The sequence below is a fragment of the Streptomyces sp. NPDC088733 genome, from assembly GCF_044751185.1.
Classification (GTDB): Bacteria; Actinomycetota; Actinomycetes; order Streptomycetales; family Streptomycetaceae; genus Actinacidiphila.
Genome location: NZ_JBIVLH010000001.1, coordinates 353,708 through 378,571 on the forward strand (window position 1 = coordinate 353,708; position 24,864 = coordinate 378,571).

At 71.8% G+C, this 24,864-nt stretch carries 22 protein-coding genes and 2 tRNA genes; 6 read left to right on the top strand and 18 right to left on the bottom strand.

Annotation, left to right across the window (positions count from 1 at the left end; all coding sequences use genetic code 11):
• Positions 1-92: 92 nt before the first annotated feature.
• The 4 genes from ACIP64_RS01585 to ACIP64_RS01600 all read right to left on the bottom strand — a co-directional run bounded on the left by ACIP64_RS01585 (position 93) and on the right by ACIP64_RS01600 (position 5,664).
• Positions 93-166: transfer RNA gene (locus ACIP64_RS01585), tRNA-Met, on the bottom strand.
• A 385-nt stretch (positions 167-551) separates the two neighbouring features.
• A complete protein-coding gene (locus tag ACIP64_RS01590; protein ID WP_401581132.1) occupies positions 552-2,276 on the bottom strand; it encodes a tetratricopeptide repeat protein in 1,725 nt (574 codons plus the stop codon).
• A 339-nt stretch (positions 2,277-2,615) separates the two neighbouring features.
• Positions 2,616-2,689: transfer RNA gene (locus tag ACIP64_RS01595), tRNA-Met, on the bottom strand.
• Positions 2,690-2,730: 41 nt separating this feature from the next.
• Positions 2,731-5,664: a UPF0182 family protein gene (locus tag ACIP64_RS01600; protein ID WP_401581133.1), complete on the bottom strand. Its 2,934-nt coding sequence runs from the start codon at positions 5,662-5,664 to the stop codon at positions 2,731-2,733.
• Between the two features lie 145 nt (positions 5,665-5,809).
• Here ACIP64_RS01600 and ACIP64_RS01605 point away from each other — a divergent pair, with 145 nt between their 5' ends.
• Positions 5,810-6,364: a PPA1309 family protein gene (locus ACIP64_RS01605; protein WP_360907242.1), complete on the top strand. Its 555-nt coding sequence runs from the start codon at positions 5,810-5,812 to the stop codon at positions 6,362-6,364.
• A gap of 42 nt (positions 6,365-6,406) precedes the next feature.
• Here ACIP64_RS01605 and ACIP64_RS01610 read toward each other — a convergent pair whose 3' ends face one another.
• The 3 genes from ACIP64_RS01610 to ACIP64_RS01620 form a co-directional block, all read right to left on the bottom strand.
• Entirely contained in the window at positions 6,407-7,474 is a 1,068-nt protein-coding gene (locus ACIP64_RS01610) for a PDZ domain-containing protein (RefSeq protein ID WP_401580558.1), read from the bottom strand.
• Positions 7,475-7,883: 409 nt separating this feature from the next.
• Positions 7,884-8,333, bottom strand: a complete 450-nt coding sequence (locus ACIP64_RS01615) for a molybdenum cofactor biosynthesis protein MoaE (protein ID WP_401580560.1) — start codon at positions 8,331-8,333, stop codon at positions 7,884-7,886.
• An 87-nt stretch (positions 8,334-8,420) separates the two neighbouring features.
• The gene (locus ACIP64_RS01620; RefSeq protein ID WP_401580562.1) at positions 8,421-9,524 is read right to left on the bottom strand and encodes an SDR family oxidoreductase; all 1,104 of its coding nucleotides are present in this window, start codon (positions 9,522-9,524) and stop codon (positions 8,421-8,423) included.
• Positions 9,525-9,652: 128 nt separating this feature from the next.
• On the opposite strand from ACIP64_RS01620, the gene ACIP64_RS01625 reads away from it, so the two are divergent.
• Together ACIP64_RS01625 and ACIP64_RS01630 are read left to right on the top strand one after the other, a co-directional pair.
• Positions 9,653-11,107, top strand: a complete 1,455-nt coding sequence (locus tag ACIP64_RS01625; protein WP_401580564.1) for a zinc-dependent metalloprotease — start codon at positions 9,653-9,655, stop codon at positions 11,105-11,107.
• Positions 11,104-11,631, top strand: coding sequence for an NUDIX hydrolase (locus ACIP64_RS01630; RefSeq protein WP_401580566.1), 528 nt, complete (start codon positions 11,104-11,106; stop codon positions 11,629-11,631). Before ACIP64_RS01625 ends, ACIP64_RS01630 begins: the two co-directional genes overlap by 4 nt.
• Before the next feature lie 30 nt (positions 11,632-11,661).
• Here the strand turns inward: ACIP64_RS01630 and ACIP64_RS01635 are convergent, their stop codons facing one another.
• The 4 genes from ACIP64_RS01635 to ACIP64_RS01650 form a co-directional block, all read right to left on the bottom strand.
• Positions 11,662-12,423: an AIM24 family protein gene (locus ACIP64_RS01635; protein ID WP_401580568.1), complete on the bottom strand. Its 762-nt coding sequence runs from the start codon at positions 12,421-12,423 to the stop codon at positions 11,662-11,664.
• A gap of 16 nt (positions 12,424-12,439) precedes the next feature.
• Positions 12,440-13,123 carry an AIM24 family protein gene (locus tag ACIP64_RS01640; protein ID WP_360907256.1) on the bottom strand — a complete coding sequence of 228 codons (684 nt, stop codon included), beginning with the start codon at positions 13,121-13,123 and terminating at the stop codon, positions 12,440-12,442.
• Between the two features lie 11 nt (positions 13,124-13,134).
• Entirely contained in the window at positions 13,135-14,808 is a 1,674-nt protein-coding gene (locus ACIP64_RS01645; protein WP_401580570.1) for a TerD family protein, read from the bottom strand.
• A gap of 87 nt (positions 14,809-14,895) precedes the next feature.
• A complete protein-coding gene (locus ACIP64_RS01650; RefSeq protein ID WP_401580572.1) occupies positions 14,896-15,471 on the bottom strand; it encodes a M48 family metallopeptidase in 576 nt (191 codons plus the stop codon).
• A gap of 208 nt (positions 15,472-15,679) precedes the next feature.
• Here ACIP64_RS01650 and ACIP64_RS01655 point away from each other — a divergent pair, with 208 nt between their 5' ends.
• Entirely contained in the window at positions 15,680-16,810 is a 1,131-nt protein-coding gene (locus ACIP64_RS01655) for a TOMM precursor leader peptide-binding protein (protein ID WP_401580574.1), read from the top strand.
• A 21-nt stretch (positions 16,811-16,831) separates the two neighbouring features.
• Positions 16,832-18,202: an ABC1 kinase family protein gene (locus ACIP64_RS01660; RefSeq protein WP_401580576.1), complete on the top strand. Its 1,371-nt coding sequence runs from the start codon at positions 16,832-16,834 to the stop codon at positions 18,200-18,202.
• Positions 18,203-18,219: 17 nt separating this feature from the next.
• Here ACIP64_RS01660 and ACIP64_RS01665 read toward each other — a convergent pair whose 3' ends face one another.
• From ACIP64_RS01665 to ACIP64_RS01685, 5 genes are all read right to left on the bottom strand, one after another.
• On the bottom strand, positions 18,220-18,378 hold the full coding sequence (locus tag ACIP64_RS01665) for a hypothetical protein (protein WP_360907266.1): 159 nt from the start codon (positions 18,376-18,378) through the stop codon (positions 18,220-18,222).
• A gap of 125 nt (positions 18,379-18,503) precedes the next feature.
• A complete protein-coding gene (locus tag ACIP64_RS01670) occupies positions 18,504-18,815 on the bottom strand; it encodes a hypothetical protein (RefSeq protein ID WP_360907268.1) in 312 nt (103 codons plus the stop codon).
• A complete protein-coding gene (locus tag ACIP64_RS01675; protein ID WP_319665065.1) occupies positions 18,812-19,159 on the bottom strand; it encodes a WhiB family transcriptional regulator in 348 nt (115 codons plus the stop codon). Before ACIP64_RS01675 ends, ACIP64_RS01670 begins: the two co-directional genes overlap by 4 nt.
• Before the next feature lie 104 nt (positions 19,160-19,263).
• The gene (locus ACIP64_RS01680; protein ID WP_401580578.1) at positions 19,264-19,566 is read right to left on the bottom strand and encodes a hypothetical protein; all 303 of its coding nucleotides are present in this window, start codon (positions 19,564-19,566) and stop codon (positions 19,264-19,266) included.
• Between the two features lie 153 nt (positions 19,567-19,719).
• A complete protein-coding gene (locus ACIP64_RS01685) occupies positions 19,720-21,906 on the bottom strand; it encodes an ATP-dependent DNA helicase UvrD2 (protein ID WP_401580580.1) in 2,187 nt (728 codons plus the stop codon).
• Positions 21,907-22,096: 190 nt separating this feature from the next.
• Between ACIP64_RS01685 and ACIP64_RS01690 the strand changes: the two genes are divergently transcribed.
• Complete coding sequence (locus tag ACIP64_RS01690) at positions 22,097-22,354, top strand: glutaredoxin domain-containing protein (protein WP_360907274.1); 258 nt, start codon at positions 22,097-22,099, stop codon at positions 22,352-22,354.
• Between the two features lie 87 nt (positions 22,355-22,441).
• Here ACIP64_RS01690 and nudC read toward each other — a convergent pair whose 3' ends face one another.
• Both nudC and ACIP64_RS01700 read right to left on the bottom strand, forming a co-directional pair.
• On the bottom strand, positions 22,442-23,413 hold the full coding sequence (gene nudC / locus ACIP64_RS01695) for an NAD(+) diphosphatase (protein ID WP_401580582.1): 972 nt from the start codon (positions 23,411-23,413) through the stop codon (positions 22,442-22,444).
• Between the two features lie 52 nt (positions 23,414-23,465).
• On the bottom strand, positions 23,466-24,854 hold the full coding sequence (locus ACIP64_RS01700) for a M20/M25/M40 family metallo-hydrolase (RefSeq protein ID WP_401580584.1): 1,389 nt from the start codon (positions 24,852-24,854) through the stop codon (positions 23,466-23,468).
• Positions 24,855-24,864 lie beyond the last annotated feature (10 nt).

Below are 24,864 nucleotides of genomic sequence, written 5' to 3' on the forward strand. Positions count from 1 at the left end.
GGTTCGCACGCTTTTGCCCGATCCATGCCTGGGCTGTACCCACGGCATACAAGAAGGCCCGGAAGCCATTGGCTTCCGGGCCTTCTCATCAGTAGCGGGGACAGGATTTGAACCTGCGACCTCTGGGTTATGAGCCCAGCGAGCTACCGAGCTGCTCCACCCCGCGTCGTTGTGTCCTTAGAGTAACCCCCCGCCCCTGAGCAGCGCAAATCCATTCCGGCCGGGTCCTACACCTCGGGCCGTATGTCGGCGCTGCGCCTACGGCTGCCCGAGCACGGTGCCGTCTCATCCACCCACCGGGGATCAGGCGCGAGAGCTCACGGAGGGGGCGGGGCTGTAGGGGTGGCGTTCTGGACTGTGGAGCATATTTGGGTGCGTGACCCGGAGTGCGCAGCAGAAAGCGCCTGAGGCACCTAAATGTGCTGTCCAGAACGGCAGCCCCGGAGGGCCCACACCCGGCCCCCAACGACTCGCGTCGGGGTGCGTGACTTCACAGGGCACACGGGCGGGAGGGCGGGGGAAAAACCCGGTACAGCGAAGCGCAGCGCCCCTCACGCCGACATCTCGTGCTCCAACGCATCCGTGAGCCGCGCCGCCCGCTCCGCCACCTCCACAGGCCCGCACTCCACCGCCCGCGCACACCACGCCCGCGCGTCCGCGAGCTGCCCGTGCCGGGCGGCCAGCAGCGCCAGCCGCAGCGCCGCACGCCCGTGCCCCGCGTCGGCGGCCCGGGTCCACCACATCGCCGCCTCCGGCTCCGCGCCCTCGCGCGCGAGGAGGAGCCCGAGGTTGAACGCCCCATTGCGGCTGCCCCCTTCTGCCGCCTCGCGGTACCAGTGGGCGGCGTCCACGACGTCCCCCCGCCTGGCGGCGCACATGCCGAGCCGGACCTGGGCACGCCGGTGCCCCTGGCCGGCGGCGCGGGCGTACCACTCCTCCGCCTCTGCGGCCGCGTCCTCCGTGCCCTGCGCGTCGAGCAACGCGCCCAGCCGGAAGGCGCCTTCGGGGCTGCCGCCGCCCGCGGCGCACCGCAGGTGCCGCTCGGCGCCGTGCGGGTCCCCGTCCTTCTGGAGGGCGATCGCGACCTGGAGCGCGGCCTCGCTGTGGCCGCTGGCGGCCGCCCGCTCGTACCAGCGCCGCGCGGTGCCGTCGTCGCCCCGGCCGGCGTACAGGATGCCGAGGTTGAACGCGGCGTCGACGCTGCCGGCCTCCGCGGCCTTGGAGAACCACGGCTCGGCGCCCGCCGCGTCCCCGCGCTGCAGCAGCAGCACGGCGAGCGCGTTGGCCGCCTCGCGGTGGCCGGTGTAGGCCGCCTTGCGGTACCACTGCTCGGCCTGGGCGGTGCGTCCCTGGCCGGCGCAGAGCAGGCCGAGGTTGAAGGCGCCGTTGACGTCGCCGGACTCCAGCGCGGCCCGGTACCACCGCTCGGCGGTCTGGGTCTCGCCCTCCTGCGCGTGGAGGGCGCCGAGCGCGTTCGCGGCGTTGCCGTCACCGGCGTTGGCGGCCCGCCGCCACCAGGTGGCGGCGCCGTCGACGTCGCCGGCGTCGCGCAGCAGGAAGCCGAGCGCGCAGGCGGCCCGGGGCTCGCCATCACGCGCGGCGGTCAGGTACCAGCGCTTGGCCTCCTCGTACTCGCCGCGCTCCTCCAGCAGCGTGCCGAGGCGCAGCGCGGCCCGCCGGTGCCGGCGGGCCGCGGCCTGCCGGTACCACTGCTCGGCCTCGCGCTCCTCGCCGCGCTCGGCGCAGATGCGGGCCAGCCGGTACGCCGCCTCGCGGTGCCCGTGCTCGGCGGCGGCGTGGAACCAGCGCTCGGCGCCGACGTCGCGCCGGTGGTCGAGCAGGTCGGCCAGCGCGTAGGCGCCCAGGGTGTGCCCGGACTCGGCGGCCTGCCGAAGCCAGTACTCGGCGCCGGGCTCGTCGCCGCGCTCGCGGAAGTGCCGGCCGAGCGCGTGCGCGGCCGCGGCGGAGCCCGCGACGGCGGCGATGCGCCACCAGCCCGCCGCCTCCTCGGCATGGCCGCGCTGGTGCAGCAGCAGCCCGAGGTTGTTGGCGGCCGGCCGCTCTCCCCCGGCGGCGGCCGCGCGCAGGTACGGCTCGGCCCCCTCCAGGTCGCCACGGCGCAGCAGCAGGGTGCCGAGAACGCTCGCTGCGGCGATGTCGCCGTGCTCGGCGGCCCGCCGGTGGCGCGCCTCGAGTTCGGCCTCCTCGCGGGCCTCCAGGCTCTCCTCGTCCGGCAGTTCGGACTCGATGAGCCGCTCCTCCTCGTCGGCGCCCATGCGCGGGCCCGGCAGCAGTTCCGCGACGGTCGGCGCGAAGGCGCCTGTCTGCGCGGGAACGAACGCGGGCAGGGTCGTCCCGCCCGCGGACCCACTGTCAGGAATCCGACGAGTTTTCAGCAGCCTTGCACCATCCCCCATGAGGTCCATCGTCGCACCACCCGTACCCGCAGTACACCTGGTATGCAACAACCCTGCGGGGTTGAGACCGTCCCAGGAGGTCACTTCAGCGTTTTGTCGACTTCCCGACATCAGCCTCGACGAAACCTCTGCGCGCGCAGTTCCCCCGTACAAGTGAAAGGGCCCGGAGCCTAGTTGACTCCGGACCCTCTCGAACAGTAGCGGGGACAGGATTTGAACCTGCGACCTCTGGGTTATGAGCCCAGCGAGCTACCGAGCTGCTCCACCCCGCGTCGTTGTGTCCCAACCGTACCACGACGCGGGGAGTGCCTGCTCAGCCCCTTTTCTCCGGCTGTTCACCGGCCGGCTTCCCGGCTTGCTTCTCGGCCTCCTGCGCCCGTTGCAGCGCTGCCGCCAGATCCTTCTGGGCCTGGCCGTACGCAGACCAGTCGCCGGCCTTCAGCGCCTTCTGGCTCGCGTCGTACGCCGCCTGGGCGTCCGCCAGTGCCTGGGCGACCGTCGCGTCGGCCGGTGGCGGCGTGGTGCCGGTGCCGCCGCCGGTCCCCGGTGGCGGCGTGGTCCCGCCGTCCGCTGTGTTGAACACCGCGTTCAGCGCCTGTCCGAGGGTGTCCTCGAACTCCACCCGTCCGCTGTACCAGACCAGCACCTTCTTCAGCAGCGGGTAGTCGAAGTCGGCACCGCGCAGGTAGACCGGCTCCACATAGAGCAGGCCGCCGTCGAGCGGGATGGTGAGCAGATTGCCGTACTCGACGGTGGAACCCCCGCCGCCGCTCAGCAGCTTGATCTTCTGCGCGACGTCGGGATCGGAGTTGAACTGGCTCTGCACCTGACGTGGACCGTACACCTGGGTGTTCGACGGCAGCTTGAGCAGTCGGATCGTGCCGTAGTCCTCGCTCGTGGCGTCCGCGTCGACCGCCATGAAGGCGCCCAGGTTCTCCCGCCGGTTGAGCGTGTAGGTCGTCGTCAGCGAGAACTTCTGGGCGTCCTGGCCCGGCATGCGCAGGCTCAGGTAGTACGGCGGCACCGCCTTGCCCGTCTTCGTCGCCGGGTCGTTGGGGACCTGCCACACCTCGCTGCCGCTGTAGAAGGTCGACGCCTTGGTGACGTGGTAGCGCGTCAGCAGTTGGCGCTGCACCTTGAACAGGTCCTGCGGGTAGCGCAGATGGGCCATCAGAGCGGCGCTGATGCTGCTCTTCGGCTGCACCGTGTGCGGGAAGGCCTTCATCCAGGTCTTCAGCACCGGGTCCTTGTCGTCCCACTGGTAGAGCGTGACGTCACCGGTGAAGGCGTCCACGGTCGCCTTCACCGAGTTGCGGATGTAGTTGACCTGGTTCTGCTGCGCCAGCACCGCGCGCTGCCCGTCGGTCAGCGAGTCCGCCGTGGTGTCGCCGAGCGTCGTCCGCGACGAGTACGGGTAGCCGTTGCTCGTCGTGTAGGCGTCCACGATCCACACCACGTGGCCGTCGACGACCGCGGGGTAGGAGTCGCCGTCGATCGTCAGCCAGGGCGCGACCGCCTCGACACGCTCCTTGGGTGTGCGGTTGTACAGGATGCGCGAGTCGTCGCCGACGGCGCCGGAGTAGAAGATCTGCGGGTCCCCGAAGGCCACCGCGTACGCGGCCCGGGTCACCGGGTTCTTCAGCCCGACACCGCTCTTGCCGGTGTAGGTGTACGACTTCTCGCCGTCGTCGTCGGTGTTGTAGTCGATCTCGGGCGTGGTCTTGTCACCGACGATGGACCACTGCTTGGTCTCCTCGCCGTAGTAGATCCGCTGCTCGTACTCTCCGAGATCGCCGGTGGTCGGCAGGTCGGACTCGGTGAAGACCGGCTCACCGCCCGTTGTCTCGCCGCCCTCGGTCGCGGTCGTGCCCTTCGCGGCAACCAGGCCGTAGCCGTGGGTGTACTTGAAGTGGTCGTTGATCCAGCTGTGCTGCGGGATGCCCGCGAGGTTCAGCTCGCGCAGGCCGACCACGGTGTCCTGCTCCTTGCCGTCCACCTTGTAGCGGTCGACGTCGAGCGTGGAGGGGAAGGCGTAGTAGCCGCGCACCTTCTGCAGTTGCTGGAAGGTCGGCGAGACCACGTTGGGGTCGAGGAGCCGGATGGACGCGGTGGTGTCGGCGTCCGCGCGCAACTTCGCCCTGTCCGCGTCGCTGGCGGTCTCGGTGTCGGCCGGGTTGGTGCCCGCGTAGTCGGACACCTTGGTGCCCGCGATGTCGTACGCCTGCCGCGTGGCGTCGATGTTCTTCTGGATGTACGGCTGCTCCTTGGCGGCCTCGTTCGGCTGCACCTGGAACTTCTGCACGATCGCCGGGTACAGCCCGCCGATCAGGATCGCCGACAGCACCATGAGGCCGAAGCCGATCAGCGGCAGCGACCACGTACGCCGCCACAAGGTGGCGAAGAACAGCAGGGCGCAGATGATGGCGATCGCGAAGAGGATCGTCTTGGCCGGCAGGTAGGCGTTGGCGTCGACATAGCGCAGCCCTGTCCAGTCCCCGGATTTGAGGTTGCCGGACTTGACCGCCAGCGAGTACCGGTCGAGCCAGTAGGCGACCGCCTTGAGGGTCACGAACAGGCCCAGCAGCACCGACAGGTGGCCGGTCGCCGCGGCGGTGGCGCGGCCGCCCGGGGAGGTGATGCGCAGCCCCCCGTACAGGTAGTGCACCAGGGCGGACGCCAGCAGCGAGAGCACGACCGCCGCGAAGCCGAAGCTCAGCAGGAAGCGGTACCAGGGCAGGTCGAAGGCGTAGAAGGAGACGTCGACATGGAACTGCGGGTCCGTGGTGCCGAACGGGGTGGCGTTCGTCCACAGCAGCCATGTGCGCCACTGACTGGAGGCGGACGCCCCCGCGATCAGGCCCACCAGGGCGCAGACCGCCAGCAGCACCCACCTCTTGTAGGGCGCGATGCCCATCCGGTAGCGGTCCAGGCTCTGCTGCTCCAGCGACATCGCGCTGAGCGGCGGCCGCAACCGGTGCGCCAGGTAGACGTTGATGCCGACGGCCACCGCCATCAGCAGGCCGAAGACGAAGAACAGCCCGATCTTGGTCCACAGTGTCGTGGTGAACACCGAGGAGTAATGGACGGAGCGGTACCAGAGCCAGTCGGTCCAGAAGCCCGCGAACATGACGAAGGCCATGGCCAGAACGGCCAGGACCCCCAGCGTCATGAGCAGTGTCCGGGCTCGCCGCGAGGGGCGCCCCGCTCTGATCCGCGGCCCGTGCGGACCCCCGCCACGGTCCGGCATCTGGAATACCAAGGTGCGCACCTCAAGAGTCGGTCTCCGGCGGACGCCCGGCCGGCGCCCACTGATGCAACTTACTCACGGTTTACACAGTTCCCCAAGGTGCTCGATTGGGGATGCGGGTCACAGAACAGGCAGGATGTTGAGCATGTCCAATATTGAGTCCGGCGGCGCCCCGCTCGCCGCGAACCCGCTGACCCAGGCCGTGCTGGAGATCGACGACTACGCGTCCGGTCTGGGCTGGGACCAGCCCGCCCGGCTCTTCGCGCTGGTCGACACGGACCGGCTCCGTGTACAGGAGCCGGGGCTCGCCGACGAACTCGGCCTCGCCGAGCAGACGGCGGGGGCGCTGACCCCGATCGAGCAGGACGAGCTGCCGGCCGGCACGCCGCTCGACGAGTTCCTGGCCACGATCGCCTGGCCCGAGGTGGTCAGCGGCTGCGCCCTGACCGTGGAGCGGCTGATGCTGCCGCCGTCCGCCGAGCAGGCCATCCCGGAGGACCTGGACGAGGCCGCGCTGGGCGAGTGGGTCGCCGCGCACCCCGAGCGCCAGGAGGTGCGGATGACGGTGGCCGTGCTGCGCGACGGCACCAGGGAGTCGGCCGTGCGGCTGCGCTCCAAGGACTCGGCGACCGAGGTGTTGACCGGCGCCGCCCTGGTGCCGGGACTGGCGGAGGCCCTGTCGGCGACCTTCGAGGAGTGACGGCGCGGGGGGAGGCCCGCGCCGCCCCCCGCCCGGACGGGCTCAATTCGCCGAGCAGCTCGGCAGGTCGGCGGTCTTCCCCTCGCGGATGTCCTTGAGGGCGTCCATGGCGTCGCCGATGGTCTTGACCTTCACCAGGGTGAGGCCGCTCGGGGTGTCCTGGGCGGCCTCCGCGCAGTTGTCGGCGGGGGTCAGGAAGTACTCGGCGCCCTTAGAGCGCGCGCCGATGGTCTTCATGTCTATGCCGCCGATGGGGCCGACCTTGCCGTCGTCGTCGATCGTGCCGGTGCCCGCGACGAACTTGCCACCGGTGAGGTCCCCGGGGGTGAGCTTGTCCACGATGCCGAGCGCGAACATCAGGCCGGCACTCGGGCCGCCGACGTCCGCGAGCTTGATGTCGATCGTGAACGGGAGCGTGTGCCCGACGCCGGCCTGGATGCCGACGATCGCCCGCCGCTTGCCGTCGTCGTCCGAGGTGCCCGTGGTGATGGTGACGTCCTTGGTGGCGTCGCCCTTGGCCCCCTTGGGGATGACGGTGAAGACCACCTTCTGGCCCGGCTGGTGCTTGGTGACGAGCGTCGCGACGTCGCCCGCCGCCTTGACCGGGGTGCCGTCCACCGCCTTGATCACCTCACCGGCGTGCAGCTTGCCCTCCGAAGGGGCGTCCTTCACGACGGTGGAGACGATCACCTGGGAGCCGACCGGGATCCCCAGCTCCTTCAGGGCGGCGACCTTGGCGCTGTCCTGGGACTGGGTGAACTCCTCGGCGTTCTCCTGGTCGGCCTGCTCGGCCGTCTGGCCCTGCGGGTAGAGCGTGTCGTGCTCGACGACCTTCTGGTCGTGCGCCAGCCACCCGGCCACGGCCTCGACCAGGTTCATGGAGTAGTCCGCACTCGTCACCCGCACGGTGGTCATGTTCAGGTGACCGCCGGCGGGATACGTCCGGTGCCCCGAGATCTGCAGCACCGGGGCGCCGTCGTGCTCACCGAGCGTGTTGACGGTCGGCCCCGGCGACATCTCCGCGTACGGAACGCGCATCAGCAGCCCGACACAGAGCAGTGCTATGAGCGTCAGGGTCGACGCGAGCAGCGTCGCGGTGCGGCGTGGCATGGAACGACAGTACGGTACGAGACCGGCAGGCGCTCCGCGGACCCTCAGACGCTGCCCGACTCGGAACGCTGCATGGCCTCGCGGAAGCGCTCATAGCCGGCGAGGGACGCGCCGTCCCCTGTGGAGCGCGTACGCGCCGCCCAGCTTCCCCAGACAGTGGCGGCGACTGCGGCAACCACCGGAATGAGCAACCATGCGAGCGCCGCCACTGAGGCCTCCCGTATTGCGCGAGAGGATCGCGCAGTCGATCAAGAAACTATGAGCAGACTAATCGTTTGCTGCTATAACGTTCCGGGCGGGTCCGGGGTTACGCAACCGCAGGCAGATCGTCCGACAGTCGATGAACACCAGTTCGACTGGGGGGCCGCACCGCCTCCTCGACGATGCCGCCCGACCCCCGTTCCCGCGCTCAGTGCGCGCAGGAACCCACCCATTCCTCGGTGCCGTCGGCGAACTCCTGGTGCTTCCAGATCGGCACCTCGCGCTTGAGGTCGTCGATCAGCCGCCGGCACGCCGCGAAGGCCTCCGCCCGGTGCGGGCAGGCGACGGCGACCACGACCGCCAGGTCCCCGACACGGAGGTCGCCGACCCGGTGGACGGCGGCCAGCGCACGGACGGGGAAGTCGGCGGCCACCTTCTCCGCGACCCGTCGCAGCTCCGCCTCGGCCCCGGGGTGGGCGGAGTAGCCCAGGGCCGTAACCTCGGCGCCCGAGGGGCCGTCGTGGTCGCGCACGGTGCCGACGAACAGGGCGGTGCCCCCGGCGGAGGCGTGCCCCACCGCACGGAAGACCTCGTCCAAGGACAGCTCGGTGTCGCGGACGGCGATGAGCCTGATGGGTTCCTCGTGCGTCTGTGCCATGGGACTCATGCTCCCTCATCTACCACTATGCGGAAACTGTTTTCCACCACACCGTTCCCGCCGCACCCTCCCCGCCCAGTGCGGCCCTCACACCCCCCGGCGCTTGCGCGCCCGCCGCACCATGGCCGCGGTACCGACCAGCGCGACCGTGGCGCCGGCCGCGCCCAGGGTGGCGGCGTCCTTGCGCCCCAGCCGCCGTCCGACGACGGAGTTGCGGCCCGCCACCTCCTCCAGGAGAACGGCGAGCACCTCCTCGTTCGTCCACTGCGGCCGCCAGCCCGACTCGTGCAGCCTGCTGCCGCTGACGACCCAAGGGTGCATCGTGTACGCCAGGTCCCCGGCCGGCGACGGAGTGAGGCCGAGTCGGTGCAGCCGGGAAGCCGCGCCCAGCGCTATGGCCGGCGGCAGCTCCATGCGCCGGATTCCGGAGAGCTCCTCGACCTCCTCCTGCTCCAGCCAGCCGTCGCAGCCCACCGTCATCTCGCCGTCGACCTTCTCCAGCGCCGCGTGCTCCAGCGCCGTCACCAGGTCGTCGACATGGCAGAACTGCCAGCACGGCCGGCTGCCCGCCACCACCAGCAGCCGCGGCGACTCGAAGTAGCGGGTGAGCGCGGTGTCCGTGCCGCCCACGAGGACCGCCGGGCGCACCACCGTCACATGGAGCCCGGGGTGGGCACGCGGCGCCCGCCTGCCCAGCCGCTCGATCTCCAGCAGGTCGCCCACGAAGGACGCCTCCGCGGTGGCGCGCAGCGGCGCGTCCTCCGCGAGCGGCACGTCGTTGTCCGGCTGGGCGCCGTAGACCATCGCCGAGGTGCACAGCACCACCCGCCGCACTCCCGCCGCGGCCGCGGCCGTGAGCACGGTCTGCGTGCCGCGCACATTGAAGGCGCTGCGCGCCTTGGGGTCGGACTCCAGGTCGAGGTCGAGCGCGAGATGGACGACGACGTCCACGCCGCGCAGCCGCTCGGCGATCGCCGGGTCGCGCACGTCCAGCACGCGCCATTGCGCGCCGGGCACGTCGCCGCGCCGTTCGTCGATCGCCACCACCTTCTTGACCTCGTCGGACTCGGCCAGCCGCAGCGCCAGCCGCAGCCCGACGCCGGAAGCGGCGCCGGTCACGGCGACCACCGGGCCGGCGGCGGCCCTGCCGCCGCTCCGCTCTGGGCGAACGGTCGGTTCTGGGGAACTCACCAGGTGTCTCCCACGGTTGTTTCCGGTACGAGGTGCGCGGTCCGCAACCACGGTCCGTACGCAGCCATCCTGCCTGACGGGTGTCTAGGCTGGAGGTACAGCCCACAACACACAGAGCCGAGGAAACCGTGAGCGACATCCCATTCGGATTCGGAGTCCCTCCCGAGGAGCCCGAGGACGGGGGCGCGGACGACCGCAAGAAGCCGAGCGGTTCCGGCGGGGGCTCCCAAGGTCCGGCCAATCCGTTCGGGTTCGGCGGCGGCAACCCGTTCGGTGCGGGCGGAGAGAACCCCTTCGCCGCGATGTTCGGCTCGCTCAACCCCAATGACCTGGGCGCGGCGTTCCAGCAGCTGGGGCAGATGCTCTCGTACGAGGGCGGCCCGGTGAACTGGGAGATGGCCAAGGACATCGCCCGGCAGACCGTCGCCCAGGCCGCTTCCGGCGGCGTGAAGGACCCCAGTGTGGGCCCGGCCGACCGCGCGAAGGTCGAGGAGGCGCTGCGCCTGGCCGACCTGTGGCTGGACGGCGTGACGTCCATGCCGTCCGGGGCCGGTTCGGCGGTGGCGTGGAGCCGCGCGGAATGGGTCGAGACGACGCTGCCGGTGTGGAAGGAGCTCGTCGACCCGGTCGCCGAGCGTGTCGGCAACGCCATGGGCGACGTGCTCCCCGAGGAGATGCAGGCCATGGCCGGCCCGCTGATCGGCATGATGCGCTCCATGGGCGGCGCCATGTTCGGCACGCAGATCGGGCAGGCCCTGGGCACGCTGGCGGGTGAGGTCGTGGGCTCGACCGACATCGGCCTGCCGCTCGGCCCGGCGGGCAAGGCCGCGCTGCTCCCGACCAACATCGCCACGTTCGGCGAGGGACTGGGCGTGCCCCTGGACGAGGTCCGGCTCTACCTGGCGCTGCGCGAGGCCGCCCACCAGCGGCTGTTCGCGCACGTTCCCTGGCTGCGAGCGCACCTGTTCGGCGCCGTCGAGGGCTACGCCCGGGGCATCAAGGTCGACACCGCCAAGCTGGAGGACGCGGTCGGCCAGCTCGACCCGTCCCACCCCGAGGCGCTCCAGGACGCGCTCCAGCAGGGCATGTTCCAGCCCGAGGACACCCCGCAGCAGAAGGCCGCGCTCGCCCGTCTGGAGACGGCGCTCGCGCTCGTCGAGGGCTGGGTCGACGCGGTGGTGCACGCCGCCGCTGCCCCGCACCTGCCCTCGGCCGCGGCCCTGCGGGAGACCCTGCGGCGGCGCCGGGCCTCCGGCGGCCCCGCCGAGCAGACCTTCGCCACCCTGATCGGGCTGGAGCTGCGGCCGCGCCGGCTGCGGGACGCCGCCCGCCTCTGGGCGTCGCTGACCGACGCGCGCGGTGTCGACGGCCGCGACGGCCTGTGGGCGCACCCCGACATGCTGCCGACGGCCGCCGACCTGGACGACCCCGACGGCTTCGTCCACCACGAGCAGCTGGACTTCGCCGAGCTCGACAAGATGCTCGGGGAGGCCGCCCGCGGCAAGGACGCCGAGAACCCCGGCGGCGCCGAGGACACCGAAGGCACCGAAGGCACCGACAGCAAGGACGACGACCAGAAGTGAGCCTGTTCGACGACGCCGTGCGCGTCCTCAAGGAGTGGGACGCGCCCGACACCGCCCAGGAAGGCCTGCGGCTGGAGTACCTGTCGCACCTCGACGCGCATCCCGACGGCCTGTGGAAGTCGTGCTCCGCCGGGCACATCACCGGCAGCACCCTTGTGCTGGACCCGGAGGGCGGCCGTGTCCTGCTCACCCTGCACAAGAAGCTCAAGATGTGGCTGCAGATGGGCGGTCACTGCGAACCGCAGGACACCACACTGGCGGGGGCCGCGCTGCGCGAGGGCGTCGAGGAGTCCGGCATCGCCGGGCTGACGCTGCTGCGACCAGGGCCGGTCAACCTCGACCGCCATCTGACGCCCTGCGCCTGGCATCTCGACGTGCAGTACGCCGCGGTGGCGCCGCCCGGCGCCGTGGAGGCGATCAGCGAGGAGTCGCTGGACCTCAAGTGGTTCGCCTACGACGAGATCGCCGAGGTCGCCGACGGATCGGTACGGACGCTGCTGGCCCGCACCCGCGCGCTGATGTGAGCCGGCGCGCGGGCCCGGGCCGGGGCGGCGTCAGCGGTTGGTGAAGATGTTGCCCTGGTTCTGGCCGTGCGCACCGTGCTGGCCGAAACCGTACTGGGCGGCCATGCCCTGACCGACCTGGGCGTTCTGCGGCGGCATCAGCTCGCTGGGCTGCACCAGGACGTAGCCCTGGCCCAGGAAGTTGAGCTCCCAGCCCTCACCGGTGTTGCCGCGCCGCCGCCACACGCCGGAGGAGCTGGTCTGCGCCTGCATCTGCACACGCAGCGAGGACGACCAGGCGACCACCGCGTCGGAGTCGGCGGAGACGTACTTGTCCGGGGTGACGGGCATCAGCAGCGGCCGGCCGGAGGTCATGAGCGCGACCTTGCCGTGGCCGGAGATGTTGAGGTTGTACGCGCCGCTGCCCGAGATGCCGAACTGGCTGTCCACCGAGATGACTTCCCAGTGCAGTCCCGAGTCGAGCGCCAGCACATAGGCGCCGTCCACGGTCAGCCCGTCGTGGTCCACGTCCACGACGTGGATCTGCTGGGCGAGGTTGGCGAGGTAGACCGTGCCCTGCCCGGAGCAGCGCATCAGGTCCAGGCCCTCGCCGGTGCGGTAGCGGGCACCGCGCTGGGCGTGGCTCTGGTACTCGCCGTCGAACTCGATCAGGCCCTGATAGGCGACCATGGCGCCCTTGCGGGCCAGGCAGTCGTTCCTGCCGTCGAGCTTCACCCGCAGCAGGTACGGGTTCTGCAGGGCGTACTGGTCCTCGGTCTGGACCTCGGTGTAGCCGAAAAGCGGGCTCTGCATGATGGATCGCTCCCCCTCAGCCCCGGACTCGGAGGCGGTCGGTGCTGTCTTCGCTGGGCTGTACGACGACGAAGCCCTGGCCGGAGAAGCCGATCTGGAAGGCCTCGCCGCTGCCCCGCCCGATCAGGGAGGAGGCTTTGAAGCTGCGCTTGGACTTGGTCTTCAGCCCGCTCGACCAGGCCACCAGGGCGTCCGGGTCGACATAGGTCTCGTCCTCGCCGCGCCCGCAGTCGACGACGACCGGCGTGCCGCGCGAGGTGATCGCCACCCAGCCGGTGCCGGAGACGCCCACGTTGAACAGGCCCTGCCCGGCGAACTTGGCCAGCCCCTTCACCCGCTCCACGCCCCACTGCAGATGCGCGTCGAAGGCGAGCAGATTGGTGCCGTTGACCGACAGGGACTCGTTGTTGAGGTACAGGCAGACGACGTCGGCGCCGTAGTCGGCGAGGTACAGCAGCCCGTCGCCGGTGCACTTCATCAGCGGGGCGCCCTCCCCGGTCAGCCACTGCGACGCCATCTGGCGCACGGCGGGCGGGTTGGGCTCGTACTGGACGAAGCCCTCGTAGGCGACCATCGATCCGGTGCGCGCGAAGAGGTCCTGGCCGGTCTGCATGGCGACCTTCAGCATGCTGCTGCCGTGGTTCTCCATACGGGCGGTCACCGGTGCCGGGGAGTACCCGGAAATCAGAGTCTGGTCCATGGCGGGCTCCCTCAGACCTCGTACGGCTGGACGACGATGAAGTTGCCGGGGGCGCCGCGGAACTGGAGGTTCACGGTCTCCCCGCTGTGTCCCGGATAGGCGTTCCGGCGCAGCCGCACTTGGCTGGAGAGCACCACCTGCGACGCGGCGGACCAGGCGACGATCGCGTTGCTGTCGGCGTACGTGGTGGGTGTGACCGGCAGCACCACCGGCGTGCCGTGGGTCTTGACGACGACAGTGCCGGTGCCCTGGAACTGCATCGTGAACAGGGCACCGCCGGGGATGCCGTGGCCCTCGATGCGGCGCACCTCGTGCTGCAGGGACTCGTCGAAGGCGAGCACGTTCTCCGCGGAGACGCAGATCGCGTCGCCCTGGAGCTCGATCGGGTGCAGATAGGAGGCGTCCTCGGCGAAGAACACCTGGCCGCGGCCGGTGCAGCGCATCAACTGCATCTCCTGGCCGGTCATGTTGCCGACGATGCGGCCGGCGAACCCGGCACCCTTGTAGCCGAATTCGACCTTGCCCTGGTACAGCACCATGCTGCCCTGGCGGGCGAGCACCGGCTGGCCGCCGGCCTGGGAGAGGTCGACGCGGACGAGCTTGGCGTTCTGCTGCGTCCAGCGCTGGCCGGTCGGCACCTCGCGGTACTTCTGCATGGCGGCGGCGAGGCCGGCGCCGGGAGTCTGCGGGACCTGCGGCGCGCCCGGGGCCTGGCCGTACGGCGCGGGAGCGGCCGGCGGCTGGCCGAACGGGGCCTGCGGCGGCTGTCCGTACTGGGCCTGGCCGAAGGACGGCGCGGCCGGGGGCTGCCCGAACGGGGGCTGGCCCGGCACCTGGCCGGGAGCGGGATACCCGGGAGGCCCTGGCGGCGCCTGCGGCGGCGGGACCTGGCCGAAGGGCGGCTGCCCCGGCACCTGCGGCGGGGCCTGGGGCTGCCCCTGGGGTGGTGCGGTCATCGGCGCCGCCATGGTGGGCGCCGCGTGGACCGGGGGTGCGGCCGGCGCCTGGGGCGCGCCGAACGCGGGCGCCGGCTGCGGAGCCGGGGGCGCCGGTGCGGGAGCGGGCGCCGGGGGTGCCGCGAAGCCGGGTGCGGGACCGGCCGGCGGGGCGAAGCCCGGGGCCGCCGCGGGCTGCTGCGGCACGGCGGGCTGCTGCTCCTCGGCGACCTCGCCGCCGAAGTTCTTCAGCAGCGCGTCCAGTCCCCCGTCGAAGCCCTGGCCGACCGCCGCGAAGCGCCAGACGTCCTTGAGGTAGATGTCCGCCAGCATCACCGCGCGCTCGGTGCTGAACTCGGCGCCGCTGAAGGCGTAGCGCGCCACTTCCTCGCCGCCCGCGACGATCCTGATGTAGCCGGGGCCGACCTGGGACATCTGCCCGGAGCCGTCGAGGGTCGCGGTGAAGCTGAGCTTGTGGATCCGCGGCGGGATGCGGTCCAGCGTCACCCGGAAGGACTCGGAGTCGCCGGCCTGCGCGCCGAGCTGCTGAATCGACTCCTCGGGCGACTTGGGCTGGTTGTAGAAGACGAAATAGCGGTCGTCCGAGAGCTGTTCCGCGGCGTCGAGACCGAAGCAGCTGATGTCGAACGACAGGCCGGGTCCGCTGATCTGAACACCGACGTACAGATCCGTCCCTGCCGTGAGATCACTGATCTTGGCCTTGTGGCCGCGCTGGAATTCCCTGGCCATTGCGAACGACCGCCCCCCATCCGTACGTACGTGCCTCTGCGTTGCGCCAGGCTATCCGCTGGCTCCGACGACGGACCATTCCCCGGGCTATTCCTCGCGTGCCGTCGGAGGGTCCGGGAGGCCGGCCGCCGCGACCACCCCTTCCAGGTATCCGCGCGCGCGTTCCGTGCGCGGATAGGTCTCCAGCACCTTCCAGAAGTCCGGTCCGTGGCCCGGCACCAGGAGGTGCGCGAGCTCATGGAGGAGAACGTAGTCGACGACGTACTCGGGCATGCCCTGAAGCCGGTGGGACAGGCGGATGCTGCCCTCGGCCGGCGTACACGAGCCCCACCGGGAGTTCTGGTTGGTCACCCAGCGGACGGTGCGCGGGGCGGCGCGGCCCCCGAGGTACTGGGCGGACAGCTGCGCGGCCCGGGCGGCGAGCTGCTCGTCGCCGAGCATCTTGCGGCTCTCCTGGGCGGCGAGCTTGTCGAGCATGACCGTCACCCAGCGCTTCTCCTCGGCGGCGGACATCCGCGCCGGGATGAGGACCACGGTGACGTCGCCCTCGCGGTACGCCGAGACCGTGCGGCGTCGACGGGCGCTCCGGCGCACTTCCACCGCGCTGGTCCGGGAGACGCGCGGGGGCTGGCTGGAAAGGCTGTGGGAGGGGTCGGCGGACACGGCACGAACTTACCCGCACGGGGTCCGTGAAGTCCCGCCCCGGGGTGTGCTCACCTGAAAAAAGACGAGACCCTTGGATTTACCGATCAAATGATCATTGCCGCTACCTGTGGATAACTTTCGCGGCCGGTTCGCGGATTCCGTGCATGCTGGTCGTCACGGATTCACCGGGATCTCCCACCGGAGGTCCCCGTCCACGGGGGTGGCGATGCGTCCCATGCTCAAACCCGCCATGCGCCGCAGCTGGCGCAGCCGGGAAAGCCTGCAATTCGGGGTCGACCCGGCCCATGCCGTCGTGCTGGACTCGGTGGACGGCGCGGCGTCCGCCTTCCTCGACCTGCTCGACGGCACGCGGGGGATCGGCCCACTGTCCCGGGAGGCCGAGTCCCTCGGGCTGGAGCCCCGGCAGGCCCGGCGGCTGCTCGGGCTGCTCGCCGAGGGCGGCGTGCTGGACGACGCGTCCTCGCACGCGGAGCTGTCGGAGGCGATGAGTCACCGCTCGGCCGCGCTGGACCGGCTCCGGCCCGACCTGGCGGCGCTGTCCGTCGTCCACACCGATCCCGGTGGCGCGGCCGCCCGGATACGGGACCGGCGCGGCACGCGGGTCCGCGTGGTGGGGGCAGGGCGCGTCGGCGGCACGATCGCGGCGGTGCTCTCGGCGGCGGGGGTGGGCCGGGTCGACGTCCGCGACGACGGCCGGGTCGAACCGTGGGACACCGCGCCGGGCGGCATCCCCGCCGACCACATCGGCGAGCGCCGCGACGCGGCGGCGCGCGGTCTGGTCCGGCGGGCGGCACCCGATCCGCGGGCCGGTGCGGTCGGCAGACGGGGGCCGGCCGCCCGGCCGGACCCGGGGCTCGCGCTGGTCGTGCTCGCACCGAGGGACGGGCTGGCGGCCTACGCGCCCGATCCCCGTGAGGCCGAGCCGCTGCTGGCGGCGGGGATCCCCCATCTCTACGCCGGGGTGCTGGAGGGCATGGGGGTCGTCGGTCCGCTGGTGGTGCCGGGGAGCACCGGCTGCGCCGGCTGCCTCGGGCTGCGGATGGCCGACGCGGACGCGGCGTGGCCCCGGGTACTGGCGCAGCTGCGGTCCGGTCGGGGCGGGGTGCCGGCCTGCGACGTGGCGCTGGCCACGACGGTCGCGGGGGTGGCGGCGGCCCATGCCCTGGCGTTCGTCGACGGGGGACGGCCGCCGAGCTGCGGCGCGCGCTGGGAACTGGGGCTCGCCCGGCTGGCGAGCGAGATGCGTCCGGTCCCCGCGGACCGCCGGTGCGGATGTGGTGCGACCCGGGAACTGGGTGCCGCTGTCGGGGAAGGGCGGGGGACAATGACGGGGTGACCGACCGGAAAGTGGGGGCGCATGTCTGATCTTCCGCGTAAAGCGGTGACCCGTACCGCCAAGTTGGCCGCGCTCCCCCTGGGATTCGCGGGCCGGGCGACACTGGGGCTGGGCAAGCGGCTCGGAGGCCGCCCCGCGGACGAGGTCTCGGCCGAACTCCAGAAGCGGACCGCCGAACAGCTCTTCGCGACCCTGGGATCCCTTAAAGGCGGGGCGATGAAGTTCGGGCAGGCACTGTCCGTCTTCGAGGCCGCGCTGCCCGAGGAGGTCGCCGGACCCTACCGGGCGGCGCTGACCAAACTGCAGGACGCTGCGCCGCCGATGCCCACCCGCACCGTGCACGGGGTGCTGGCGGAGCGGCTGGGCGAGGACTGGCGCGAGCTGTTCACCGAGTTCGAGGACCAGCCCGCGGCGGCCGCCTCCATCGGCCAGGTGCATCGCGCCGTGTGGCACGACGGCCGCAAGGTCGCGGTGAAGGTCCAGTACCCCGGCGCGGGCGACGCCCTGCTGTCGGACCTGAACCAACTGGGCCGGGTGGCCCGGCTGTTCGGGCCCCTCATCCCCGGTATGGACATCAAGCCCCTGATCACGGAGCTGCGCGACCGGATCTCGGAGGAACTGGACTACGAATTGGAGGCCCAGGCCCAGCACGCGCACGCGGCGGAGTTCGCCGGCGACCCCGACGTGTTCGTGCCGGATGTGGTGCACCGCACGGAACGGGTGCTGGTCACGGAGTGGATGGACGGGGTGCCGCTGGCGGAGGTGATCTCCCGGGGCAGCCAGGAGATGCGCGATCGCGCGGGGCAGCTGCTGGCGGGCTTCCTGTTCGCCGGCCCCGCCCGCACGGGGCTGCTGCACGCCGACCCGCACCCCGGCAACTTCCGGTTGCTCACGGACGACGGCCCCGCGGCCGGCTGGCGGCTGGGCGTGCTGGACTTCGGTACCGTCGACCGCCTTCCGGAGGGGCTCCCGGTACCGATAGGGACGGCCCTGCGCATGGCGCTGGCGGACGACGCCGAGTCGGTGCACGCGATGCTCCGCCAGGAGGGTTTCGTCAGGCCGACCATCGACCTCGACCCGGACGCGGTACTGGACTATCTGCGTCCGATCATCGAGCCCGCGGCGGTGGAGGAGTTCACCTTCGCGCGCGACTGGATGCGCGCCCAGGCCGCGCGGATCGCCGATCCGCGCTCGCCCGCGCACCAGTTGGGCAAGCAGCTCAATCTGCCGCCCTCGTACCTGCTGATCCACCGGGTGACGCTGAGCACCATCGGGGTGCTGTGCCAGCTGGCGGCCACCGTGCGGCTGCGGGACGAGTTGCTCGAGTGGCTGCCCGGCTTCGCCGGCGACGGCGAGGCGCCCCTGCCCGAGGTCGAGGACGCCTCGGCGTAGGGCAGGGGACCGGACCGCTACCACCAGGCGGAGTCGAGCCGGCCCTCGATACTGCGGATGTTGCCGCGCGCGCAGTCGTCGCAGAAGTACACGCGGCTGCCGTTCTCCACGGAGCAGGTCCAAGTGAGGGGGAGCCCCTGGGCGACCGCGCCGCAGCGGGCGCACGTCGTCGTCATGGGAGCAGTCCCGACCCGATCGCCTTGAGTCTTCTGGTCCACTTCGTGACGATATCGTGGGGCCGGTCGAAATCGACCGGCCCCGCGGTTGTGTGTCGTTACGGATGTGTGACCGCGTGTTACCGCTACTGCATCACGGCCATCGCGAGCGCCCGGCGGGCGCGCAGCGAGGCTCGTTCGGCGCGGCGCTGCAGTCGGCGGGCCCTGAGCGCGCGCAGCGCCATGCGTTCGTGCTCGGCCTCGTAGAGGCGCTCTTGCATATGGGCGCGAGCCAGGGCTTCTGGCATGAGTTGCATTTCAAGGTTCCTGTTCTGGCGCGCGGTCGGCGCGTCGGCAGTGGGTGCGGGGCGTTCGCTGGTGGGCGGAATCATCGGGGCCTGTTTCATCGGGTCGCGCGTGAGGGGTCGATCGATCGTTCCGACGGCTGGGCGCTTCATGCCATGACCGCGTTCTTGCGCGGACGGCCACGGGGCCGCTTGCGGGGCACCACGACACCCTGGACGAACAGCTCTCCACCCCAGACACCCCAGGGCTCGCGGCGGTCCTTCGCGCCGGCGAGGCAGGCCTCACGGACCGGGCAGGTCTGGCACAGCGACTTGGCGTACTCGACGTCGGCCGGGGATTCGGCGAAGAAGACCTCCGGGTCGAAGGTCCGGCACGGGACGGGGACGCCGAGGCGCTCGATCTCGTCGTCGAGCTCGGTGAGGGGGATCAAGGTGACCTCCGGGTCAGGCGGGCGAACTGGGGTGGGTACGGACGGTGCGTGCGAGGTGATGTGCACGATCGCTTCGTTCCTCATCTGTTTGTCTTGGGGTGGGAAAACAGAAGGGCCGCGGATCCCGGTCTGGGATTCCGCGGCCCTGAAGGCGCCGGCCTGATCGTCTGTCAGGCTGGATCACTCCAGGGTTCGAGCCCGCGGAAGGCCCACTTCGGGTGCTGCTGCGTCTTCGGGTTTCCGGCACCATTGGCTGCCGCAAAGGCATAGCCCTTGGCCATTGCCATTACCGCTTCCGCCGGCGCCTGGGTCGGTCGCTCGCCCGCGCGCTCCCGCAGGGAGAGAGCGGGGGTGCCCAGGACGGACAGACGACCGGACAGGCTGCTGGACAGACCGGTGCCGACAAGCGAGGCACCGAGCGGGCAGGCGGCGATGACCGTGCGATCGGTCGTGATGTCGGTGTAAGTGATCACTGGTCTCGCCTCCTCTCAGGCGTCTCGTGGGCTGGTCCGGACAGATTGTGCTGGGTCAGTACATCACGGATTCCACCGCTCCGGGAAGGTCCTCCACGAAGCCGCGTCGTCCGCGCTCACGCAGGCTATGGGGATTTCCTCGGGGCGCGCAAACTATTTTCCGGAGTCTTCTGCAACAGCTTCATCACCCGTCCCGGAGCCGGTGCACAGGGCCAGGACGTCGGCGCCGAACTTGTCCAGTTTGCGGGCTCCGACTCCGGAGATAACCGACAATTCTGCCTCCGTGGAAGGCCTTACCTCGGCGATGGCGAGCAGCGTCTTGTCGGTGAAGACGCAGTAGGCGGGCTGACCGAGCGCCTTGGCCTGCTCGACCCGCCACTCGCGCAGCCGCTCGTACAGCGCCTCGTCCATGTCGGAGGGGCAGTCCTCGCAGCGCATCAGCTTGATCTCGCCCGCGTCGGAGAGCGCGCGGCCGCAGACCCGGCAGTGCACCGGTCCACGCTTCCGCCGGCCGCCCGCGCCGCGCTCCACACCGCCCCCGGCGGCCGGGCGGGCGCCCGCCCGGCCCCTGGCGGCCGTGCCCGGCCGCAGTCCGTCCAGGAAGCGCGAGGGCCGCCGGCCGCCGCGGCCGCCCGGGGAACGGGACAGCGCCCAGGACAGCCCCAGGTGGAAGCGGGCGCGGGTGACGCCGACGTAGAGCAGCCGCCGCTCCTCCTCCACCTGTTCGTCGGTCTTGGCGTAGGTGATGGGCATCGTGCCCTCGGTCAGGCCGACCAGGAACACCGCGTCCCACTCCAGGCCCTTGGCGGCGTGCAGCGAGGCGAGCGTGACGCCCTCGACGGTCGGGGCGTGCTGCGCGCCGGCCCGTTCGTCGAGCTCGGCGACGAAGTCCGCGAGCACGGCGTCCGCGCGGGCGCGGGCGAAGTCCTCGGCGAGGCGCACGAGCGCCGCCAGCGACTCCCACCGGTCACGCACCGCGCCGGAGCCCGCCGGGGGCTCCGGGGACCAGCCGCGGGTGCCCAGCACCGCCCGGACGTGCCCGGGCAGGTCCGCGTCCTCCAGCGGATCGCTGGCCCGGGCCGCGCCGCGCAGCAGCATGCCCGCCTCGCGGACCTCGGGCCGCTCGAAGAAGCGCTCGGCGCCGCGCAGCTGGTAGGGCACCCCGGCGTCGGCGAGGGCCTGCTCGTACACCTCGGACTGGGCGTTGACCCGGTAGAGCACGGCGATCTCGCTGGGCCGCACTCCGTCGTCGATCAGTTCCCGGATCCGCCGCGCGGTGCCCTCCGCCTCGGCGGGCTCGTCCGCGTACTCGGTGTAGGACGGCTCGGGGCCGGCCTCGCGCTGCGAGACGAGCTCCAGCCGGTGCTGGGCGGCCTGGCCGCGGGCCTGGGACAGCAGTCCGTTGGCGAGATGCACCACCTGGGGGGTGGAGCGGTAGTCGCGGACCAGTTTGACCACGGTGGCGTCCGGGTGCCGGGTGCGGAAGCCGAGCAGGAACTCGGGGGTGGCGCCGGTGAAGGAGTAGATGGTCTGCGAGGCGTCGCCGACCACGCAGACGCTGTCCCGCCCGCCGAGCCACAGGTCGAGCAGCCGCTGCTGCAGCGGGCTGACGTCCTGGTACTCGTCGACGACGAAGTGCTGGTACTGGCCGCGGACGGCTTCGGCGACGTCCGGGCGGTCCTCCAGGACGCCGACCGTGAGCAGCAGCACGTCCTCGAAGTCGATGACGCCGCGGTCGCGCTTGAGCTGCTCGTACGTGGTGTAGATCCGGGCGATCTCCGCGGCGTCGCGCGGGACCTCGCGGGCGGACTTGGCGGCGGCCGCCGGATAGTCCTCGGGGACGGTCTGGGTGACCTTGGCCCACTCGATCTCGCCGGTGACGTCGCGCAGCTCGTTGCGGTCCAGCCGGATGCGCGAGCGCGCCCCGGCCTCCGCCACCAGCTGGATCTTGCGCTCGGCCAGCCGCGGCATCTCGCCGCCGATGGCGCGCGGCCAGAAGTACTGGAGCTGCCGCAGCGCGGCGGAGTGGAAGGTGCGCGCCTGCACGCCGCCGGCTCCCAGCTGCCGCAGCCGGCCGCGCATCTCGCCGGCCGCCCGGGCGGTGAAGGTGACCGCGAGCACGCTGGCGGGCTGCAGGATCCCGGCCCGCACCCCGTACGCGATGCGGTGCGTGATCGCGCGGGTCTTGCCCGTCCCGGCGCCGGCCAGCACGCACACCGGCCCGTGCAGCGCGGTGGCGACCGCGCGCTGCTCGGGGTCGAGCCCGGCGAGCACGGCGTCCGGGGAGTCCGGGACGGCGGGGAACTCCGGGAAGAGCGGGGTATGCGTGGGAGCAGTCACCCCGCCATGCTGCCAGGTCCCGGGAGGCACCCGGGAAAGTTATCCACAGCTGAGGTCCGATCGTCGGATCGGATGCGAATGCAAGGAATGCGAGACCCTGGGGACGGCGTTTCCAGGACGCCATCCCGACCGGGGCCCAAGACCCCCAGGCCCCAGACCCGAGATCCCCAGACCTGAGGAGCGAACACCGATGTCCGGCACTGTGACGATGTACAGCACCACGTGGTGCGGCTACTGCCGCCGCCTGAAGGGCCAGCTGGACCGCGAGGGCATCCCCTTCAAGGAGATCAACATCGAGCAGGACCCGGAGTCGGCGAAGTTCGTCGAGACCGTCAACGGCGGCAACCAGCTGGTCCCGACGCTGCTGGTCACCCCGGAGAGCGGCGCGGACCCGATCCCGCTGAGCAACCCGAGCCTCGCCCAGGTCAAGCAGGCCCTGGCGAGCTGAGGCCCGGCCCGGCGGGCCCGGTCGCGGAAGTCCCCGCGGCCGGGCCCGTCCGCTTCTCCGGCCCCCGTGAAGGCGCCGGGACGCCCGTCAGGGCCGTGTCGGCAGCGGCTTGCCGTACCAGCGCTCGATGAGCCGGGCCGCGATGGAGATGCCGTGCGGCGGCAGCACCTCGCCCGTCTCCATCGCCTTGCGGAACTCCTCGCGGGAGAACCAGCGCGCCTCGTGCAGCTCCTCGCCGTCCACCGTGATCTCCGACGACGAGGCCCAGGCCATGAATCCCAGCATCAGGCTGGACGGGAACGGCCACGGCTGGCTGGAGACGTACGACACCCCGGCCACCGTCACCCCCGCCTCCTCCGCGACCTCGCGGACGACGGCCTGCTCCAGCGACTCCCCCGGCTCCACGAACCCCGCCAGGGTCGAGAACCGGCCCTCCGGCCAGTGCACCTGGCGGCCCAGCAGCGCGCGGTCCTGGTCGTCGGTGACCAGCATGATCACCGCGGGGTCGGTGCGCGGGTAGTGCTCGGCCCCGCAGGCCGGGCAGCGCCGGATGTGACCGGCCGCGGCGACCACCGTGCGCTCGCCGCAGCGGGAGCAGAAGCGGTGCATCCGCTGCCAGTTCTCCAGGGCGACCGCGTGCACCATGAGGCCGGCGTCGCGGTCGGAGAGCAGTGCGCCCACCTCGCGCAGCCCGGCCGGGCGGGCCACGTCGTCCATCCGGCCCGGGAGGGTGTCCTTCTGCAGCGCGAAGTAGCGCACCCCGTCCTCGTCGATGCCGAGGAAGTAGCGGTGCACCTCGGCCTCCGGCGCCTCGAAGGAGGGCATCATGACCAGTTCGGTGCCGCCGTCCGGGGTGTCCTCGACCAGTACCTGGCCGCCCGAGACGACGAAGACCCGGGTGGTGGGGTGGCTCCAGGCGGCCGCCAGCCATGCCTCGTCGAGACGGTGGAGGGCGGCGCGGTCGATGCCCGACCAGCGGGCCAGGGGTGGGAGGGCCGCCGGGTCGGGCACCGGGCCGGAGCCCTTCCCGGTGCCGGAATTACCGGACGTACCAGGCATTTCGGACAAAGCTGCTGTCAACTCCCCGTAACGCGCGGATTCTTGCGGATGCTCACCGGGTCGCGAACTCGCTCCACAGGTACGCGGAGGTCTCCACGCCCTTCAGGAGCAGGTCGATCTCGACCTTCTCGTTCACTGAGTGCCAACCGTCGGACGGCACGGAAATTCCCAGGAAGAGGACGGGCGCGCCGAGCACGTCCTGCAGGTCGGCCGCCGGTCCGGAACCACCCTCACGAGTGAACAGGATCTCCTTGCCGAAGGCCCGCCCCATCGCGCGGGTCAGCGCGCCCAGCGCCGGGTGGTCCAGCGGGGTCAGGCACGGGCGGGTGGCGCCCCAGAAGGTGATCTCGTGCCGGATGCCGTCCGGGACGCGTGCGGCGATCCAGTCGGCGACGAGCCGCTGCACCACGTCCGTGTCCTGCCCTGCGACGAGCCGGAAGGACAGCTTCAGCTGGGCGGAGGCCGGCACGATCGTCTTGCCGCCGGGACCCTGGTAGCCGCCGCCGATGCCGTTGACCTCGGCGGTGGGGCGGGCCCAGACCCGCTCCAGGGTGGAGTGGCCGGCCTCGCCGCTCGCCGCGTACGACCGGGCGGTGCGCAGCCAGCGCTTCTCGTCGAAGGGCAGCCGCGCGAACAGTTCCCGCTCCCGCCCGGCCAGTTCCACGACGCCGTCGTAGAAGCCGGGGATCGCCACCCGGCCGTCCGCGTCGTGCAGCCCCGCGGCCAGCCGGGCGGCCTCGGTGGCCGGATTGGGGACGGCGCCGCCGAAGGAACCCGAGTGCACGTCCTGGTCGGGGCCGCGCAGGTCGACCTGGCAGTCGACCAGGCCGCGCATGCCGGTGCAGACGGTCGGGGTGTCCTCGTCCCACATGCCGGTGTCGGAGACGATCACCGTGTCGCACGCCAGCCGGCCGGCGTGGGCCCGCACCAGGCCCGCGAAGTGCGGTGAGCCGGCCTCTTCCTCGCCCTCGACCAGCAGCTTCAGGTGCACGGCGGGCGTGCTGCGGCCGGTGGCGGCCAGGTGGGCGCGGACACCGAGCGTGTGGAAGAACACCTGGCCCTTGTCGTCGGCGGCGCCGCGCGCGTACATCCGCCCGTCGCGGACCACGGGCTCGAAGGGATCGCTGTCCCAGCCGTCCTCCCGGGCCGCGGGCTGCACGTCGTGGTGGCCGTAGACCAGCACCGTCGGCGCGTCCGGGTCGTCGCAGGGCCACTCGGCGAAGACCGCCGGCGCGCCCGCGGTCGGCCACACCTCGGCGACCGGGAACCCCGTCTCCCGCAGCTTCGCGGCCAGCCACCGGGCACTGTCCTCGACGTCCGCGGACCGCTCGGGATCGGCCGACACGGACGGGATGCGCAGCCAGTCGGCGAGTTCGCCGAGAAAAGCCTCACGGTGGGTCGCGATGTACGTACGGACGGCGCTGTCCGGGGTGGTGCTCATGGCGACGAGC